General features: G+C 68.9%; 1 protein-coding gene (running past one end of the window). It reads left to right on the top strand.

What is annotated here, in order from left to right:
* On the top strand, positions 1 to 21,635 hold the end of the coding sequence (locus tag NV2_RS05735; protein ID WP_245662457.1) for a non-ribosomal peptide synthase/polyketide synthase. Its footprint begins 22,225 nt before the window's first position; 21,635 of the gene's 43,860 nt are visible here — the last part of the coding sequence; the start codon falls outside the window, past its left edge; its stop codon occupies positions 21,633 to 21,635.
* The last annotated feature ends 1 nt before the right edge of the window (position 21,636 follow it).

Raw genomic sequence — 21,636 nt, 5'->3', positions numbered from 1 at the left:
CCGACGCCATCGCGCTCAGCTTCGAATCCGAGTCGCTCACCTACGCCGAGTTCGCCGCCCGCGTCCATGCGCTGGCGCGCTGGCTGATCGAACGTGGTGTGGGCCCCGATACCTTCGTGGCCTTGGGGATGCGGCGTTCGGTCGATCTGGTTGTCGGTATGTACGCGGTGGTGGCTGCTGGTGGTGCGTATGTGCCGTTGGATCCGGATCATCCGGCCGAGCGCACCGAGTACATCCTGGAGACCGCGGATCCGATCTGCGTGCTCACCTCCGGCGACGATCTCGGTATGGATACCGCCCAGGTGCGGATCGACCTGCTGGAGCTGTCCGCCTATTCGACCGAGCCGATCACCGACGCCGACCGGCGCCATCCGTTGCGGCCGGCCGATACCGCGTACGTGATCTTCACCTCCGGTTCCACCGGCCGCCCGAAGGGTGTGGCGGTGCCGCATGCGGCGATCGTGAACCGGCTGGTGTGGATGCAGGCCGAGTACGGTCTGACCGCCGACGATGTGGTGCTGCAGAAGACGCCCGCGACCTTCGATGTGTCGGTGTGGGAGTTCTTCTGGCCGTTGCAGATCGGCGCCCGCCTGGTGGTGGCCCGTCCCGACGGGCATCGTGACCCCGCCTATCTGGCCGAGACCATCGTGACCGAGCAGGTCAGTGTCACCCACTTCGTGCCGTCGATGCTCGCGGTATTCGTCGCCGAAGCCCGTGCGGCCGAATGCACCACGCTGCGACTGGTCTTCGCCTCCGGCGAGGCGCTCGCACCGGCCGCCGCGCAACGCCTGCGCGAGCTCACCGGCACCGCGCTGCACAATCTGTACGGCCCGACCGAGGCCGCGGTGGACGTCACGTATCACCAGGTCACCGACGCCGACACCGATACGGTGCCGATCGGCCGCCCGGTGTTCAACACGCAGGTGTACGTGTTGGACTCGCGGTTGCGCCCGGTCCCGGTGGGTGTCGCGGGTGAGCTGTATCTGGCGGGCGCCCAGCTCGCACACGGCTATGTGCGACGGGTGGACCTGAGTTCGGATCGGTTCGTGGCCAACCCGTTCGGCCGCGGTGACCGCATGTACCGCACCGGCGACCTGGTCGTGTGGACCGAACACGGTGAGCTGGAGTACCTGGGCCGCACCGACTTCCAGGTCAAGCTGCGTGGTCTGCGGATCGAACTCGGCGAGATCGAGTCCGCGCTGACCGGACTCGACGAGATCGACCGCGCGGTCGTGGTGGTGCGCGGGGATCAGCACACCGGTGACCAGCTGGTGGCCTATGTCATCGCCACCCCGGGCCTTCCGGTCGACGACGAGGCCGTCCGCGAGGAACTGGGCGGGCGGCTGCCGAGCTACATGGTCCCGTCCGTGGTGATGGTGCTCGACGAGTTCCCGCTCAACGCCTCCGGAAAGCTGGACCGCAAGGCCCTGCCCGCGCCGGTATTCGAGGCGGCGGTGTTCCGGGCCCCGATCACGCCGGTGGAACAGATCGTGGCGGGCACCTTCGCCGAGATCCTCGGTGCGGATCGTGTCGGCCTGGACGACGATTTCTTCGCCCTCGGCGGTAACTCGCTGATCGCCACCCAGGTGGCGGCACGCCTCTCGGCCGCGCTGGACACCCGGCTCGGTGTGCGGGAGATCTTCGAGGCTTCGACCGTCGCCGGGCTGGCAGCGCGGGCCGAGTCCCGCTCCGGTGCCGGCGCGCACGCCTCGCTGGTACCGCAGCAGCGCCCGGAGCTGGTGCCGCTGTCGCTGGCACAGCAGCGGATGTGGTTCCTCAACCGTTTCGATCCCGGTTCGGCCGTGGACAACATCCCGGCCGCGGTGCGGCTGTCGGGTCTGCTCGACCGGCAGGCGCTGCAGATCGCGGTCGCCGATGTGCTGGCGCGTCACGAATCGCTGCGCACCCGCTATCCCGAGGTCGACGGCACCGCATATCAGGAGATCGTCGCCACCGGCCGGGTCATTCCGGATCTGTCCCCGATCGAGGTGACCGAAGCCGAACTGCCGCTGCGTATCTCCGAGTTGGTCGGCACCGGATTCGACGTCACCGTCGAGGTGCCGTTCCGGGCCCGGCTGTTCGAGATCAGTCCCACCGAGCATGTGCTCGCGCTGGTCGTGCACCACATCTCCGCCGACGGTTTCTCGATGGGCCCGCTGACCCGCGATGTGATGACCGCCTACGGTGCCCGGGTCGACGGCGGCGAGCCCGCGTGGGCGCCGTTGCGGGTGCAGTACGCGGATTTCGCGCTCTGGCAGCGTGCCGTCCTCGGCAGCGAGGACGATCCGGAATCGGTGATCGCCGACCAGATCGCCTACTGGCGCGACGCGCTGAACGGCGTGCCCGAACAACTGGACCTGCCGGCCGACCGGCCGCGCCCGGCGATCGCCTCGGGCCGTGGCGCCACCCACACCTTCCACATCGACGCCGAGACACATGCCCGGCTGGCCGAGTTGGCCCGCACCCGCGGCGCGACCATGTTCATGGTCACCCACGCCGCCCTGGCGCTGTTGCTGTCCCGGTTGAGCGGGGAAACCGATATCGCCATCGGTACCCCGGTGGCAGGCCGCGGTGAACGCGAACTCGACGACCTGATCGGTATGTTCGTCAATACCCTGGTGCTGCGCACCGAGATCGACGGCGGCGCGCGCTTCACCGATCTGTTGCAGGCGGTGCGTGGCACCGATATCGCCTCCTTCGGCCATGCCGATCTGCCGTTCGAGCGGCTGGTGGAGATTCTGAATCCGGCGCGTTCGCAGGCCCGGCATCCGCTGTTCCAGGTGATGCTGTCGTTCCAGAACACCGGGCAGAACACGCTGGAACTGCCGGGACTGACCGTGAGCGGCGTCGAACTGCCGATCGAGACCGCGAAGTTCGATCTGCAACTGGTACTCACCGAGGAGAGCGCCACGGTCGACGGCGTCACGGCGCCGACCGGTATCGCCGCCGAATTCGTCTACGCCACAGATCTGTTCGACGAGTCGACAGTGAGCGGTTTCGCCGAACGCCTGGTGCGGATCCTGACCGCGATCGTGGCCGAGCCCGGCGCCCGGGTGGGCGATATCGATCTGCTCGCGCCCGCCGAAGCTGCCCGTGAACTGCGGGCCTGGAACAACACCGCCCGGCATCTGCCGTCGCGGCGCGAGGGGCCCGCGACGCTGCTCGCCGACTTCGACGAGCAGACCCGCCTGACTCCCGACGAGATCGCGGTGGTCGACCCCGAGTACGGGGTGACGCTCACCTACGCCGAACTGGCACAGCGGGTGCAGCGGCTGGCGCGCTATCTGGTCGAGGCCGGTGTGGCACCGGAAACCCGGGTGGCGCTGGCGATCCGGCGTTCGCTCGATCTGGTGGTCGCCTCCTATGCGGTGCTCGCGGCCGGTGGTGCCTACGTGCCGCTGGACCTCGACCAGCCCGACGAGCGGGTGCGCTATGTGGTCGACACCTCCGCGCCGGTCGCGGTGCTCACCACCGGGCGTGACGGTGCCGATATCGAGCGAGCGCAGGGCGGTGCGGACACCGTCCGGCCGGTCCGGATCGACGAGCTGGACCTGTCCGGATTCGCGGTCGGTGAACTGGACGACACCGAGCGTCGCGCGCCACTGCGGCCCGAGCACCTGGCCTACCTGATCTTCACCTCCGGCTCCACCGGACGCCCGAAGGGCGTGGCGGTATCGCATGCCGCCGCGGTGAACCAGATCCGCTGGATCACCAGCGAATACGGCATCGGCACGGGTGAGGTGGTGCTGTTCAAGACACCGCCCACCTTCGATGTGTCGGTGTGGGAACTGTTCGGTGCCACCGCTGCCGGAGCGCGGCTGGTGATCGCCGCGCCCGACGGCCACCGTGATCCGGGCTATCTCGCCGAAGTGATTGCGGCGCACCGGGTGACGATGACGTCGTTCGTTCCCTCGATGCTGTCGGTGTTCTCCGAGAGTGTCGAGTCCGGCAGCGCGGCCCCCGGTGGCGTCGTGGACGTGTCCTCGTTGCGGGTGCTGCTGATCGCCGGTGAGGCCTTCACCGCCGACGCCGCGCGGGCCTACCGCCGCATCGGCACCGCGGAACTGCACAACCTGTACGGGCCCACCGAATTCACCGTGCACGCCACCGCCATGCCGGTCGCCGCCGATATAGACGGCGCGGTGCCGATCGGCACACCGGTGTGGAATGCGCAGGCCTACATCCTGGATGCGCGGCTGCATCCGGTACCGGCGGGCGTCGCGGGTGAGCTGTATCTGGCCGGTGCCCAGCTGGCTCGCGGTTACTTCGGCCGTACCGATCTCACCGCCGACCGCTTCGTCGCGAACCCGTTCGGCCGCAGTGGGGCCCGCCTGTACCGGACGGGTGACCTGGTGCGGCGCGGTGCCGACGGGGCCATCGAATATCTGGGACGTACCGATTTCCAGGTGAAGTTGCGTGGTCTGCGCATCGAACTCGGCGAGATCGAATCCGCGCTCACCGCACAGGGTTCCGTCGGCCAATCGGTGGCCGTGGTGCGCAGCGACGACCGGGTCGGCGAACAGCTGGTCGGCTATGTCGTGCCCGCACCCGGTGCCGGGGAGATCGACACCGACGAGGTCCGTGCCCGGCTGGCGGCCCGGCTACCGTCCTATATGGTCCCCGCGGCGCTCGTGGTGCTCGACGCACTGCCGCTGACCGCCAACGGCAAACTGGACCGGCGCGCACTACCCGCGCCCGCCTTCGAGGCGCGTACGTTCCGCGCCCCGTCCACCCCGGTCGAGGAGATCGTCGCCGCGACGGTGGCCGAGGTACTCGGCATCGATATCGAGGCGAACCCGGTCGGCTTGGACGACGACTTCTTCGAACTGGGCGGCAACTCGCTGATCGCCACCCAGGTGGTCGCCCGGCTGGGTCAGGCATTCGATACCCGGCTGCCGGTGCGGACCCTGTTCGAGGCACCCACCGTCGCCGCACTGGCGGCCCGGCTGGAAACCCACGCCGGTTCCGGTGGCCGTCGCGCCCTGGTCGCGGCCCCGCGCCCGGCCGAGATTCCGCTGTCGCTCGCACAGCAGCGGATGTGGTTCCTCAACCGCTTCGACACCGCCAGCGCCGTCAACAACATTCCGATGGCGGTCCGGCTGACCGGAACGCTGGATGTCGCCGCGCTGCGTGACGCGGTCGCCGATGTCCTGGAACGGCACGAGGTGCTGCGCACCGTCTACCCGGAAACCTCCGAAGGTCAAGGCGTGCAGGTGATCCTGCCCGCCGACCGCGATGCGGTGCAGTTGGATGCCGAGCCGGTCAGCGCGGCCGAACTGCCCGGACGGGTCCGTGAACTGGTACTCACCGGATTCGATGTCACCGAGGCGGTACCGGTGCGTGCCAAGTTGCTGCGCGTCGAGCACCCCGGCAGCAATGGTGCGGCGGAAGCCGCGCCGGAGCATGTGCTGGTGTTCGTCGTCCACCACATCTCCGGTGACGGATGGTCGGTGCGGCCGCTGGCCCGTGATGTGATGGTGGCCTACGCCGCACGGTCGGTCGGCACCGCACCGGGCTGGGCGCCGCTGCCGGTGCAGTACGCCGATTACGCACTGTGGCAACGCGATACGCTCGGCTCCGAGGAAGATCCACAGTCGCTGATCGCCCAGCAGGTCGACTACTGGTCGCAGCAGCTGGCCGGTCTGCCCGACCAGCTGGACCTGCCGGCCGATCGGCCGCGGCCCGCGGTGGCCTCCTACCGCGGTGCGGTACACGAGTTCGAACTCGATGCCGAGCTGGTGCACCAGCTCAACGCGCTGGCCCGCACGCACAGTGCGAGCTTGTTCATGGTGACCCACGCGGCCTTCGCGGCCCTGTTGGCGCGGCTGTCCGGCAGCGACGATCTCGCCATCGGCACCGCGGTGGCGGGCCGTGGTGAGCAGGTGCTCGACGACGCCATCGGCATGTTCGTCAACACGCTGGTGCTGCGCAGTGGCGTCGACCCGGCGATGTCGTTCACCGAACTGCTCGCCCGCACCAAGGACTCCGATCTGGCCGCATTCGGTCATGCCGATCTGCCGTTCGAGCGGCTGGTGGAGATTCTGAATCCGGCGCGTTCGCAGGCCCGGCATCCGCTGTTTCAGGTGATGCTGTCGTTCCAGAACACCGGTGCGGCCTCCTTCGCCCTGCCGGAGCTGGAGGTCGCCGCGCTCCCGCTGGATGTGGCGACTGCCAAGTTCGATCTGCATCTGAACCTGACCGAGCGCTTCGCCGAGGACGGCTCCGCGCAGGGCATGTCGGCCGAATTGGCCTACGCCACCGATATATTCGATGCGCGCACGGTCACCGGCTTCGCCGAACGCCTGGTGCGGATGCTGACCGCGGTCGTCGGCGATCCGGCCGCACCGCTCGGTGACATCGAGCTGCTCGACGTCACCGAGCGGCACGCCATCCTGGGCAACCGCAACGCCACCGCCTACGACGTCGACCGGGTGGTGCTCGGACGCAAGGCCGGAACCACCACCTTGACCCTGGCGTCGATGTTCGCCATGCAGGTCGAGCGCGATCCGGCGGAACCGGCGCTCACCTTCGAGGGGACAACTCTGTCCTACGGTGAGCTGGCGGACCGGGTGAACCGGCTCGCCCGCCACCTCGTCGCGCAGGGCGTGGGTCCGGATTCGCTGGTCGCACTGCATATGCGGCGTTCCCTGGAACTGGTCGTCGGCATGTACGCGGTCACCGTCGCCGGTGGTGGCTATGTGCCGCTGGATCCGGACCACCCGGCCGAGCGCAACGAGTACGTGCTGGCTACCGCGGAACCCGTCTGCGTACTGACCACGGCCGACAGTCACGACCCGGCGCTGGGCGCCGACGGGCGGACGGTCGTGGCCATCGACGAGCTGGAGTTGTCGGACTACTCCGGCGACCCGCTGACCGACGCCGACCGCCGCACCGCGCTGCGCCCCGCGCACACGGCGTACGTGATCTTCACCTCCGGCTCCACCGGCCGCCCCAAGGGGGTGGCGGTGAGCCAGGCCGCGATCGTCAACCGCCTGGCCTGGATGCAGGACGAATACGACCTGTACAGCGACGATGTGGTGCTGCAGAAGACACCCGCGACCTTCGATGTGTCGGTGTGGGAGTTCTTCTGGCCGCTGCAGGTCGGTGCTCGCCTGGTCGTCGCGAAACCGGACGGTCACCGCGATCCGGCGTATCTGGCCGAGCTGATCGCAGCCGAGAACGTCACCACCGCGCACTTCGTGCCGTCGATGCTGTCGGTGTTCGTCGCGCAGCTGGAAGCCTCGGAGACCACGGTGTCCCTGGAGCGGATCTTCGCATCGGGTGAGGCGCTGCCGGCGACGACCGCACAACGCGTGATCGAACTGACCGGTGCCGGCCTGCACAACCTGTACGGCCCCACCGAAGCCGCCGTCGATGTCACCTATCACGAGGTGAGTGCCGCCGACACCGTCGCGGTGCCGATCGGGCGCCCGGTGTGGAACACCCGGGTGTACGTGCTCGATGCACGGCTGCATCCGGTGGCCGCCGGGGCGGCGGGCGAGCTGTATCTGGCCGGTGACCAACTGGCCCGCGGGTACGTCGCGCGCGCCGATCTGAGCTCGGATCGGTTCGTGGCCAACCCCTTCGGTAGCGGTGAGCGCATGTACCGCACCGGCGACCTGGTGCGCTGGAATCACGACGGCGAACTGGAATATCTGGGCCGCACCGACTTCCAGATCAAGCTGCGCGGGCTGCGCATCGAACTCGGCGAGATCGAGTCCGCACTGACCGCGCTGGACTCGGTGGCTCAGTCCGTGGTGGTCGTGCGCTCCGACGATCGGCTCGGCGATCAGCTGGTCGGTTATCTGGTGCCGGCAGCCGGCGCCACCGTCGACCCCGATGCGGTGCGCACCGAGCTCACCGCGGCGCTGCCGGGCTACATGGTCCCCAGTGCCTACGTGGTGCTGGATGCGTTCCCGCTGGGCGCCACCGGCAAGCTGGATCGTAAGGCGCTGCCGGCGCCGGTATTCGAGACTCGGCAGTTCCGGGCCCCCGCCACGCCGATCGAGGAGATCGTCGCCGGCACCTTCACCGATGTGCTCGGGGTGCCGCGAGTCGGCCTCGACGACGACTTCTTCGACCTGGGCGGCAACTCGCTGATCGCCACCCAGGTGACCGCCCGGCTCGGTGCCGCCCTCGATATCCAACTGGCGGTGCGGGACCTGTTCGAGGCCTCCACGGTGTCGGCGCTGGCCGCACGCCTGGAACAGGGCGCCGGCTCCGGCCGGACGCGGCCGAAGCTGCTCGCCGGACCGCGACCGGACCGGATTCCGCTGTCGCCGGCCCAGCAGCGCTACTGGTTCCTCAACCAGTTCGACACCACGACCTCCGCGGTCGACAACATCCCGCTCGCGGTGCGGTTGTCCGGCGCCCTCGACGTCACGGCGATGGAACATGCCCTCGGTGACGTGCTGGCCCGGCACGAGGTGCTGCGTACCACCTATCCGCGGTCGGCGGAGGGCCCACAGCAGGTCATCCTGCCGGCGACGGACACCGCACCCGCCCTGGAAGCGGTAGCGGTTGCCGAGGACGAGCTTCTCGACCGGATCCTCGAATTCGCCATGACCACCTTCGACGTCACCGTCGAGGTACCGCTGAAGGTTGCGCTGTTCGCCATCACCGGCCCCGACGGGCGGGTCGACGAGCATGTGCTCGCGTTCACGGTGCACCACGTCGCGGCCGACGGCTCCTCGATGGGACCGCTGGCGCGGGATGTGATGGCTGCCTACGCGGCCCGGGTGCAGGGTGAGGTGCCGCAGTGGACTCCGTTGCCGGTGCAGTACGCCGATTATGCGCTGTGGCAGCGGGCGGTGCTCGGCTCCGAGGACGATCCGGAGTCGGTGGCCGCCCAGCAGGTGGCCTACTGGACCGCCGCCCTCGCCGGTCTGCCGGACCAGCTGGAGTTGCCGACCGATCGGCCGCGCCCGCCGGCACAGTCATTCCAAGGCAAGGCGATTCGGTTCGAGATCGATCCGGACCGGCACGCCCGCCTGCAGGAGCTGGCACGCGCCAACAACGCATCGCTGTTCATGGTGGTGCACGCCGCGCTGGCGGTGCTGCTCTCGCGGCTGTCGGGCACCGACGACATCGCGGTCGGCACGCCGATCGCGGGTCGCGGCGAACGTGAACTCGACGATCTGATCGGCATGTTCGTCAATACGCTGGTGTTCCGCACCCGGATCGACGGCAACGCGAGCTTCGCCGAACTGCTCGCCGATGTGCGCGATCGCGACCTGGAGGCCTTCACCCACGCCGATGTCCCGTTCGAGCGGCTGGTCGAGGTGCTCAACCCGGTGCGCTCCACCGCCCGCAACCCGCTGTTCCAGGTGGGGCTGTCGTTCCAGAACCTGGCCGAGACCGAACTGGAGTTGCCCGGTCTGTCGGTGAGCGCGGTGAATTTCGATTCCCAGCTGGCCAAAACCGACCTGCACGTGACGCTCTACGACCGGTATGCCGAGGACGGTGCACCGGCCGAGATCATCACCGAATTCGGTTACGCCATCGATCTTTTCGACGAGTCGACGGTGCAGAGCTTCGCCGACCGGTTCGTGCTGGTGCTGGATGCGGTACTGGCGAACGCGAGCGCCCCGATCGGGGATATCGACCTACTGGACGCGGCGGAGAGCACGCGAATCCTCTCCGAATGGAACGACACCGCTCATTCGGTCGATACCGAGGCCACCCTGGTCTCGCTGCTCGACGCGACGGTGGCTGCCGATCCGACGGCGGTTGCGCTGCTGGCAGACGCGGAAGCGACCGGTGTCGCGCAGCAGGTGCTGACCTACGGTGATCTCGACATCCGGGTGAACCGCCTGGCCCGCTACCTGATCGAATGCGGTATCGGTACCGAGGACCGGGTGGCGCTGGCGCTGGATCGCTCGGTCGAGCTGATCGTGGCGATGTACGCGGTGGCCAAGACGGGTGCCGCTTATGTGCCGGTCGATCCGGGACAGCCCGCCGAGCGCATCGAGTACATCCTCGAGACCGCGGCACCGGCATGTGTGCTGAGTACCTCGGAGACGGTGGCGGCCTCCGGGACCGACGGGGCGCCCGCGGCCCTGGCCTGGACCCCGCGGCGACCGGTCATCGAACTGGATCGCCTGGAACTGTCCGGATATGCGTCGGGTCCGATCACCGCGCCGGAACGACTGCGCGAGCTCACTCCGGCGAATGCGGCCTACGTCATCTTCACCTCCGGTTCCACCGGGCGCCCCAAGGGCGTGGTGGTCTCGCACGGTGCCATTGTCAACCAGTTGCTGTGGGAGGTCGCCGAATTCGGTCTCGGCGCCGCGGATTCGGTGCTGCTCAAGACCGCTGCGACGTTCGACCTGTCGGTGTGGGAGTTCTGGACCGCGGCCGCCTGCGGTGGCCGCCTGGTGATGGCCGCGCCCGCCGGCCACCGCGATCCGGCCTACCTCAACGAGCTGATGCTCGGTACCGCGGTCACCACGCTGCATGTGGTGCCGTCGATGCTGGACGCCCTGCTCACCGAGAGCGAGGGCATGCTCAGCTCCTCGCTGCAGCGGGTGTTGGCCATCGGTGAAGCCTTGCCCGCGGCGACCGCGCGCCGGTTCCTGGAGGCCGGCGAAGCCGCACTGTTCAACCTGTACGGTCCGACCGAGGCCGCGGTCTCGATCACCGGCCACCGTGTCACCGAGGCCGACGAGCATTCGGTGCCGATCGGTGCGCCGGAGTGGAACAGCCGGGTGTACGTGCTGGATTCGCGGCTGCGGCCGGTTCCGGTGGGTGTCTCGGGTGAGCTGTATCTGTCCGGCACGCAGCTGGCGCGCGGCTACTTCGGGCGCGCGGATCTGACGGCGGACCGCTTCGTCGCCGATCCGTTCGGCACCGGCGAGCGGATGTATCGCACCGGCGACCTGGTGGCCTGGAATGCCGACGGGGAGCTGGACTATCGCGGTCGTACCGATTTCCAGGTCAAGATCCGTGGTTTCCGCATCGAGCTCGGTGAGATCGAGTCGGTGCTGGCGCGGCAGCCCGGCGTCACCGCGACCGCGGTGGTGGCACACACCGATCCGCACATCGGCGACCGGCTGGTGGCCTACGTGGTCGGCAGCGCCACCGACAAGCAGGTGTTGCAGGCCGCGCTGGCGGAGCAGCTGCCCTCGTACATGGTGCCGTCGGTCTTCATGCCGCTGGATGCGTTGCCGCTCAACGCGAACGGCAAACTGGATCGGGCCGCGCTCCCGGAACCGGCCTTCGAGAAGGCGGTGTTCCGCGCGCCCGTGACCCCGATCGAACAGATCGTGGCCGGCACCTTCGCCGAGGTGCTCAGCAAGGACACCGGCACCATGGGCCGCGACGACGACTTCTTCGCCTGGGGCGGTAACTCGCTGCTGGCCACGCAGGTGGCCGCCCGTCTGGGAGAGGCGCTCGATACACGGGTACCGGTGCGGCTGCTGTTCGAGGCGTCCACGGTCGCGGCGCTCGCGGTGCGGGTGGAACAGCACGCCGGCGCCGGGGGGCGCCGCGCGCTGACCGCCGGTCCACGACCCGCGCGGATCCCGCTGTCGCTGGCGCAGAACCGGATGTGGTTCCTGAACCGGTTCGACACCACGTCGGCCGCCTACAACGTGCCCGTCGCGGTACGCCTGAGCGGCGCGCTGGACATCTCGGCACTGCGCGCGGCGATGGCGGATCTGGTGGCGCGCCACGAGATCCTGCGCACCGTGTACCCGCAGACCGACGAGGGGCCGGTGCAGGTGATCCTGCCCGCGGCCCAGGCGATTCCGGAGCTCGAGGTCCGGGTCACCGATTCCGCCGGGGTGGAGTCCGAGGTGCTCGCGCTGATGGGCACCAGCTTCGATGTCACCACCGAGGTGCCGCTGCGGGTCGCCCTGCTCGAGGTGCGCCCCGACAACACTGCCGCCGATGCCGCCGAAACCGGGACCGCCGCAGGTGAATACGTCCTCGCGATGGTGGTACACCACATCTCCGGTGACGGTTCCTCGATGGGCCCGCTGACGCGCGATCTGATGACCGCCTACGCGGCCCGGGCCGAGGGACTGGCACCGAACTGGGCGCCGCTGGCGGTGCAGTACGCCGACTACAGCATCTGGCAGCGGGAGCTGCTCGGCAGCGAGGACGATCCGGATTCGCTGGCCGCCAAGCAGGTTGCGTACTGGCAGCGCGCTCTGGCCGAGCTGCCCGATCAGCTCGACCTGCCCGCGGATCGCCCGCGCCCGGCCGTGCAGAGCTTCGCCGGCGGCACCGTCGAGGTGCGCATCGATGCCGAATTGCACCGGGCGCTCATCGATCTCGCCCGCACCGAGGGTGCGACGCTGTTCATGGTGGTGCACACCGCTCTCGCAGTGTTGCTGTCGCGCCTGTCCGGCGCCGACGACATCGCGATCGGCACGCCGATGGCCGGACGCGGCGAAGCGGTGCTCGACGATCTGATCGGCATGTTCGTCAACACCCTGGTGTTCCGTACCCAGGTCGACGGAAACGCCGCTTTCACCGAGTTGCTGGCTCGCCAGCGCGATATCGACATCCAGGCGTTCGCCAATGCCGACGTGCCGTTCGAGCGGCTGGTCGAGGTGCTCAACCCGATCCGCTCCACCGCGCGGCACCCGCTGTTCCAAGTGGGCCTGTCGTTCCAGAACCTGGCGCAGGCCACGCTGGAACTGCCCGGGCTGCGGGTCTCCGGGGTCGACTTCGACACCCAGCTCTCGCAGTTCGACCTGCACCTGATCGCGACCGACCGCTACAGCGAGACCGGTACGCCCGAGGGCATCACCGGGATCTTCACCTACGCGACCGACCTGTTCGATCGGGAGACGGTCGGCGGCTTCGTGCAGCGCTTCGTCCGATTGCTGGAGACGATCGTGGCGACGCCCGCGGCGGCGGTCGGCGATATCGACCTGCTGCAGGCGAGCGAACGCGCCGCGCTGGTGTCGGAGCGTAATGCCACCGCTCGTCCGGTGGACCGGACCGCGACGCTGGCCGCACTGCTGGACGACACCATCGACACGCACCGGGACCGTGCCGCCCTGGTTGCCGCCGACGGCACCCGCCTCACCTACGCCGAACTCGATCAGCGGGTGAATGTGCTGGCCCGGCATCTGATCGCGCGCGGCGTGGGCCCGGAGTCCCGGGTGGCGCTGGCCATGCGCCGCTCCGTCGATCTGGTGATCGGCATGTACGCCGTGACGGTCGCCGGTGGCGCCTATGTGCCGGTGGATCCGGACCAGGCGGCCGAACGCACCGGCTACATTCTCGACACCGCGGATGTGGTGTGCGTATTGACCGACACCGCCGCGACGTTCGGGACCGAGCTCGCGCCGGTGGTCCGCCTCGACGAGCTCGCCCTCGAGGGAGACGGCTCGCCGGTGGAGGATGCCGAACGGGTGGCGCCCCTGCGCCCGGAGCACACCGCGTACGTCATCTTCACCTCCGGTTCGACCGGTCGCCCGAAGGGGGTGGCGGTCCCGCACGCGGCCGTGGCCAACCAGATGCTGTGGAAGACCGCAGAATTCGGTCTCGGCCCCGACGACGCGGTGCTGTTGAAGACCGCCGCTACCTTCGACCTCTCGGTCTGGGAGTTCTGGTCCGCGGCCGTCTGTGGTGGCCGACTGGTGATCGCGACGGCCGACGGTCATCGCGATCCGGGCTACTTGAACGAATTGATGGCCCGCGAGTCGGTCACCACGTTGCATGCGGTGCCGTCGATGCTGGATGCGCTGCTCACCGAATCAGATGGCGCACTGGCGAATTCACTGCGTCGCGTACTGGCCATCGGTGAGGCGCTGCCCGCGGCGACCGCGCAGCGGCTGCGGCGCGGCAACGCCGCCGAGCTGTTCAACCTCTACGGTCCGACCGAGGCCGCGGTCTCGATCACCAGCCACCGCGTCACCGAGGCCGACGAGCATTCGGTGCCGATCGGTGCGCCGGAATGGAACAGCCAGGTGTACGTGCTGGATTCGCGGCTGCATCCGGTGCCGGACGGTGTTTCGGGTGAGCTGTACCTCGCGGGTGTGCAGCTGGCGCGCGGCTACTTCGCGCGCCCGGACCTGACCGCCGATCGTTTCGTGGCGAATCCGTTCGACCCCGGCACCCGGATGTACCGCACCGGTGACCTGGTGAGCTGGAACGCCGCGGGTGAGCTGGAGTACCGGGGCCGCACCGACTTCCAGGTCAAGATCCGTGGTTTCCGTATCGAACTCGGTGAGATCGAGTCGGCGCTGCTGTCGCTCGACGAGATCGCACAGGTGGCGGTGCTCGCGAAGTCCGATCCGCGGATCGGTGACCGGCTGGTGGCCTACCTGGTACCCGCGCACGGCAGCATCGACCTCGAGCAGTTGAAGGTGGCCCTGAACGAGGCCCTGCCGTCCTACATGGTGCCCGCGGCCTTCGTGGAACTCGAGGCGTTGCCGCGCAACGTCAACGGCAAGCTGGATCGGCGCGCGCTGCCCGAACCCGAATTCGAGACCACCGCATTCCGTGCCCCCTCGACCCCGATCGAAGAGGCAGTCGCCGCGGTGTACACCGATGTGCTCGGCGCGGACCGGGTCGGTGCCGACGACGACTTCTTCGCTCTCGGCGGTAACTCGCTGCTGGCCACCCAGGTCGCGGCGCGGCTGGGTGCCCGGCTCGACACCCGGGTACCGGTGCGGGCGTTGTTCGAGGCGTCGACCGTGGCCGGGCTGGCGGCGAAGGTCGAACAGCAGGCCGGTGCCGGTGGCCGTCCGCCGCTGACCGCGGGCGCGCGCCCCGAGCTGGTGCCGCTGTCGCTGGCGCAGAACCGCATGTGGTTCCTGAACCAGTTCGACACCACCTCGTCGGTGAACAACATTCCGGTCGCGATCCGGCTCTCGGGTGGGCTCGAGGTCTCGGCACTGCGCGAGGCGGTCGCCGATCTGATCACCCGGCACGAGATTCTGCGCACCGTCTACCCGGAGACCGAGTCCGGTCCGGTGCAGCGGGTGCTGTCTCCCGCGGAGGTCCCGGTGGATCTCGCACCGGTGCGGATCGCGGAATCCGAGGTCGCGGCGGCGGTCACCGCGGCGGTGACGACCGGTTTCGACGTGACCACCCAGGTTCCGTTCCAGGTGCGCCTGTTCCAGGTGGCGGACGCGGAATTCGTGCTGGTGTTCGTGGCGCATCACATCGCGTCCGACGGCTGGTCGATGGGACCGCTGACCCGAGATCTGATGGTCGCCTATGCCGCTCGGGCCGAGGGCGCGGCGCCGGCTTGGGCGCCACTGCCGGTGCAGTACGCCGATTTCAGCATCTGGCAGCGCGATCTGCTGGGCGCCGAGGACGACGAACAGAGCCTGCTGCACGCACAGGCCGACTACTGGCGGCACGCGCTGGCCGGCATCCCGGACGAGCTGAACCTGCCCGCGGATCGTCCGCGCCCGACGGTGCAGTCCTTCGAGGGCGGCAGGGTGCTGTTCCCGATCGGCAACGAGCTCTACGCCGGGCTGCAGCGCACCGCCCGCGAGGAGAACGCCACCCTGTTCATGGTGGTGCATACCGCGCTTGCGCTGTTCCTGGCCCGGATGTCGGGCACCGACGACATCGCGATCGGCACCCCGATCGCGGGCCGCGGTGAGGCCGAACTCGATGATCTGGTCGGTATGTTCGTCAACACCCTGGTGTTGCGTACCCACGTGCGCGGAGAACTGACCTTCGGACAGTTGCTCGCCCACGCCAAGGATGCGGATCTGCAGGCGTTCGCACACGCCGACATCCCGTTCGAGCGGCTGGTGGAGCTGCTGAATCCGGAACGCTCCACCGCACGCCATCCGCTGTTCCAGGTGGCGTTGTCGTTCGAGAATCTGCCCGAGAGCACCTTCGAACTGCCCGGGCTGAGCGTCTCGGCGCTGGACTTCGACGTCGACACCGCGAAGTTCGACCTGTCGCTGACCGTCCGGGAGTCCGACGACGGACGCAACGGCATGTACGCCGAATTCTCCTATGCCCGTGACCTGTTCGACGACGCCACGGTCGAGGTGTTCGCACAGCGGTTCACCCGGCTGCTCGAGGCCCTGGTCGCGCAGCCGCACACCGCGGTCGGTGACCTGTCGCTGCTGAGCACCGCCGAATACGAGCTGCTCACCCATGTCCACGGTGACGAGGTGATGGCGACCGGGCTGCTGCCGGATCTGATGAGCCACGGTGCACGGCTGGGCCGGGACCGGATCGCGGTGCGCTACAACGGCGAATCCATCACCTACGGCGAACTCGAAGACCGGTCGTCGCGTCTGGCCCGGGTGCTGATCGAGCGCGGCGTCGGACCCGAGAAGCTGGTCGCGGTGTCGTTCCCGCGGTCCTACGAGATGGTCCTGGCGGTCCTCGCGGTCACCAAGGCCGGCGGCGCGCACGTGCCGGTGGATCCGAACTATCCCGAGGATCGGGTGCGGCACATGCTCACCGATTCCGGTGCGGTACTGGGCATCACCGGCTCGGAACATGTGGGTGCACTGCCCGCCGACGTCGACTGGCTGGTGCTCGACGATCCCGCGACCGACGAACTGTGCGCGCAGCATTCGCCCGCGCCGGTCACCGACGCGGACCGCATCGTGCCGTTGCGGATGGCACATCCGGCTTACGTCATCTACACCTCGGGGTCGACCGGTAAGCCCAAGGGCGTCACCGTGACCCACGCGGGTATCGGCGGCTTGGCGGATGTGGCGACCAGCCTGTACGAGCTGGAGCCGCAGCATCGGTTCCTGCATATCTGCTCGCCGAGCTTCGACCCGTCGGTGCTGGAATGGGTCTGCGCCTTCTATGTCGGTGCCACCCTGGTGGTCACACCGCCGCAACTCATCGGTGGCCCGGATCTGGCGGAGTTGCTGCGGAGCGAGGGGGTGACGCACACGATCATCACGCCGGCGGTGCTGGGCACGATGGATCCGGCCGATCAGGAGCAGTTGCTGGTGGCGTCGGTGGGTGGTGATGTGACCACGCCGGAGCTGCTCGCCAAGTGGGAACCGGGCCGCAAGTACTTCAATGCCTACGGGCCGACCGAGACGACGATCATCTCCACCTACGCGCGGCTGTCGCCGGGGCAGCACGTCACCATCGGTACTCCGGTGCACGGTATCTCGGCGCTGATCCTCGACGCGCGGATGAATCCGGTGCCCCCCGGCGTTGCCGGTGAACTGTTCCTTTCCGGTGGTGCGGTGGCGCGTGGCTATCAGCAGCGGCCGGGTCTCACCGCGGAGCGTTTCGTGCCCAACCCGTGGGGTGCGCCGGGAGCGCGGATGTACCGCACGGGTGATGTGGTGCGCTGGTGGGCCGAGGCGGAGCAGCGTGCGGGCAATGTCGCTCGGGCGGAGGTGCGGTGGGAGCTGGATTATGTGGGCCGTACCGATTTCCAGGTGAAGATTCGTGGTTTCCGGATCGAGCTCGGTGAGATCGATGCGGTGCTGGGCCGGCATCCGGATGTGGAATTCGCGATCACCATGGGCCGCGAAACCGCCGCCGGCGCCACCATTCTGGTGTCCTACGTGCTCGGCGTTCCCGGCCGCGCGGTCGATCCCGCCCGGGTCACCGAGCATGTGGCCGAGGTACTGCCACCGCATATGGTGCCCTCCGCGATCGTGGTGCTGGACGAGATCCCGCTGACCCCGGTCGGCAAGCTGGATCGGCGGGCGCTGCCCGAACCGCAGCTCGCGCCGCGTGAGTTCCGGGCACCGAGCAGTGCCTTGGAAGCGACCATCGCCGAGGTCTTCGCCGAGGTGCTGGGTGTGGAGCAGGTCGGTCTCGACGACTCCTTCTTCGCACTCGGCGGTGACTCGATCCTGTCGATCCAGCTGGTGTCGCGGGCGAAGGCACGCGGAGTGCTGTTCACCCCGCGTGAGGTCTTCGAACGTCGCAGCGTGGCCGGTCTCGCCGAAATCGCCACTCGTGCGGGCGAATCCGAACAGCAGGTGCTCGCCGAGCTGCCGGGTGGCGGCGTGGGTGAGATCCCGCTGACGCCGATCATGGCCTCGATTCTGGGGACCGGTTCGTCGTATCAGCGGTTCTCGCAGGCCATGGCGCTGCGGTTGCCCGACGACACCGATCGGGAAACCCTGGTCGCGACCGTCGCCGCCGTCTTCGACCATCACGACGTGCTACGGACCCGATTGCGGCGCAACGATGCGGCCGCGGCGGACACCGGGGACGGGTGGCAGTTCGAGGCCCTGGAGCCGGGTGCGGTCGACGTCGATGCCCTGGTGCATCGGGTCGAACTGCCCGCGGACATCAGCGATGCGGAATTGTCGCGCCGCGCGAGCGCCGAATACGACGCCGCGCTCGGCCGCCTCGATCCGGCAGCGGCAGTGATGGCGCAGTTCCTGTGGTTCGCCTTCACCGACGCCGCGACCGGAGACGCTGCCACTCCACGGCGCCGGGACGTGCTCGTGATCGTCGCCCACCACTTCGTTGTCGACGGTGTGTCGTGGCGCATCCTGATCCCGGATCTCGCGGTCGCATGGTCGCAGTTGAAGGCGGCACAGCCGGTGACGCTCCCGGCCAACGGCACCTCCATGCGGCGATGGGCGCACGCCCTCGTCGACGCCACCCGGGAACGGACCGCGGAACTGCCGTTCTGGCAGCAGATCTGCGACACCGCGGATCCATTGCTGGGCGAACGCGCCTTCGATCCCGCGATCGATACCTTCGCCACCGTCGACCGAGTCGAAGTGCTGCTGCCCGCCGAGGTGACCGATGCGGTGCTGAGCGGCGTGCCCGACCGGTACCGCGCCGGCGTCAACGACGGCCTGCTGTCGGCGCTCGCGCTGGCGGTGGCCGCGTGGCGCGGCGACACCACCGGCGGTGCGGCACTGGTGAAACTCGAAGGCCACGGCCGCGAGGAGAGCGTGGTGCCGGGTGCGGACCTGTCGCGCACGGTCGGCTGGTTCACCAGCGCCTACCCGGTACGACTGGATCTGGGCGACGCCGATGTGAACGACGGGCTCGCGGGCGGCACCGCCCTGAGCGACATCGTGAAATCGGTGAAGGAACAACTGCTCGCGGTGCCGGACAAGGGCATCGGTTACGGCCTGCTGCGTTATCTCGATCCGGACAGCGGTGCGCAACTGGCTGCTTCCGGGGCCGCACCGCAGATCAGCTTCAACTACCTGGGCCGTGCGGACACCGGTGCGAGTGCCGGTGGCAACGGTGCGGACGCTGCCGTGCCGGCCGAACAGGCCTCGGCGACCGGCACTGCCTCCGGCACCGAAGGCTTCGACTGGGCGCCGGTGGCCGATCTGGGGCAGCTCGATGCCGATATGGATCGCGATATGCCCGCCAACGCGGCGATCGATATCAACGCGATCGTCACCGACGGTCCCGAGGGTGCCCAGCTGTCGGCCTCCTTCGCCTTCCCGACCGGACTGTTCGGCAAGCAACGGGTTCAGGACTTCGCCGATCTGTGGGTGGCGGCACTGACCGCACTCGCCGAGCATGTCCGGCGTCCGGAGGCCGGCGGTCTGACCCCGTCGGATCTGCCGCTGGTCCAGGTCGGGCAGCCCGAGATCGACGAATGGGAACAGCACTACCCGGGTCTGGCCGATGTGTGGCCGCTGTCGCCGCTCCAGTCGGGTCTGCTGTTCCACGCGATGCTGACCCAGCAGACCGTCGACGTCTACACCATGCAGGCCGTGGTGGACCTGGGCGGCATGGTCGACGAGGAGCGGTTGCGTTCGGCGGGCCGGGCCATCCTGGATCGTTATCCGAACCTGCGGGCCTCGTTCGTGACCGACGCCGGCGGCCGTGCGGTGCAGCTGATCCGGGACCGGGTCGAGGTGCCGTGGCAGCGTGTCGATCTCACCGAGCTGCCACAGGACCAACGGATTGCGGAGCTGAAGCGCCTGCTCGAGCAGGACCGGCATACCCACTTCGACATGTCGGCGGGTCCGCTGCTGCGGTTCACCCTGTACCGGACCGATGCCGAGCAGTGGCATCTGGCGATCACCACCCACCACATTCTGGTGGACGGCTGGTCGATGCCGTTGCTGATGCGGGATCTGCTGGTGCTGTACGCGGTCCGCGGTGATACCGCCGCCCTGCCGCGGGTGTCCTCGTACCGGAACTTCCTGAGCTGGCTGGACGGCCGCGACCGGGACGAGTCGTTGCGGACCTGGGAACGAGCCCTGGCAGGTGCGGACGAGCCGACTCAGCTGGCGCCACCCGCGCGGGGACCCGAGCACTACGACATCGATAAGTTCGTCGCCGAGATCGACGCCGAGCGCACCCGCCGCCTCACCAAGTACGCGGCGGAGCTCGGTGTCACGGTGAATACGCTGGTGCAGGCGGCCTGGGGCATCCTGCTCGGGCGGCTCACCGGTCGCGACGACGTGGTCTTCGGTGCCACCGTGTCGGGGCGCCCGCCGGAGTTGTCCGGGGTCGAATCCATGGTCGGGCTGTTCATCAATACGCTGCCGGTACGGGTCGGGGTGGACGACCGACTGCCGGTCGGCGAGCTGCTGCAGCGACTGCAGCGCGATCAGGCCGATCTGCTCGACCACCACTACATCGGTCTCACCGATATCCAGCGGATCGCCGGTGCCGGAGCACAATTCGACACGCTCCTGGTATTCGAGTCCTACCCGATGGACACCGACGCGATCGCGGCCGCCAGCTCTATCGACGGCATGTCGGTGACCGGTGTCGGCACCAACGATGCGACGCACTATCCGCTGACTCTGCTGGTGACCGCGGATGCGACGATCGAGTTCACCTGGAAGTACCTGACCAGCCGCTTCACCGCCGACGAGGTGCACACCCTCGCCGAGCGGATGGACCGGGTGCTGGACGCACTGGTCGGCGATGCGGCCGCGGCCGTCGGTGATATCGACATCCTCGACGCGGGGGAGCGGGCCCGGATTCTGGCGGGTGCGGCGGTGACCGCCGAGCCGGCGGCCGAACCGGGCCGGGTCGGTACTCGCACGGTGGCGAAGGTGCTCACCGATGTGGTCGAGGAGGACCCGCAGGCTCCGGCGCTGCTGTCCGGTGCGGACGAAATCGCCTACCACCAGGTGGATTCGCGGTCGTCGAAGCTGGCGCGGGTGCTCATCGAGCGGGGTGTGGGCCCCGGCGACATCGTCGCGGTGGCGTTGCCGCGTTCGGTGGACAGCGTCATCGCACTGTGGGCGATCCAGAAGGCGGGTGCCGCCGCGCTGTTCGCTGACGGACTGTCCTTCGGCGAGATCATCGCCGCGGGAGCGGGTTTCGGTATCGCACTGGAACCGGCGGCGAAGTCGGTGCGCTGGCTGGTCCCGACCGATCCGGCGATGCGCGCGGAAATCGATGCCGCCGCAGCCCATCCGGTGTCCTACGCCGACCGCGTCCGCCCGCTGCAGGACGACCATCCGGCCTTCGTCGCACGGGGTGCGGACGGTGAACTGCGCACCCTGACCCAGGAACAGGCGCTCGAGCAGGCCGACGCCCTGCGCGCGGAGCACGGGATCGACTACGAGTCGACCACGTACGCCACTGCGGCGGGGGGTTCGGCGGCACTGGCCGAATTCCTGGCCGCGGCCACCGCCGGTGCCCTGTCGGTGCTGCCGACCGGCGCGCCCGCCGACGACGTGGCCGAGGGCGAGGTCAGTCACTGGTTCGCCACTGCGGATGAGTCGACCGACGGCGCCGACGGTGAGGTCCGGGTGATCCGGGTGGAGTGAT

It is taken from the genome of Nocardia vermiculata NBRC 100427 (genome assembly GCF_001613265.1).
Taxonomy (GTDB): domain Bacteria; phylum Actinomycetota; class Actinomycetes; order Mycobacteriales; family Mycobacteriaceae; genus Nocardia; species Nocardia vermiculata.
Note: the sequence above shows the minus strand (reverse complement) of the source record. Positions and strands in the feature narration are given on the sequence as shown.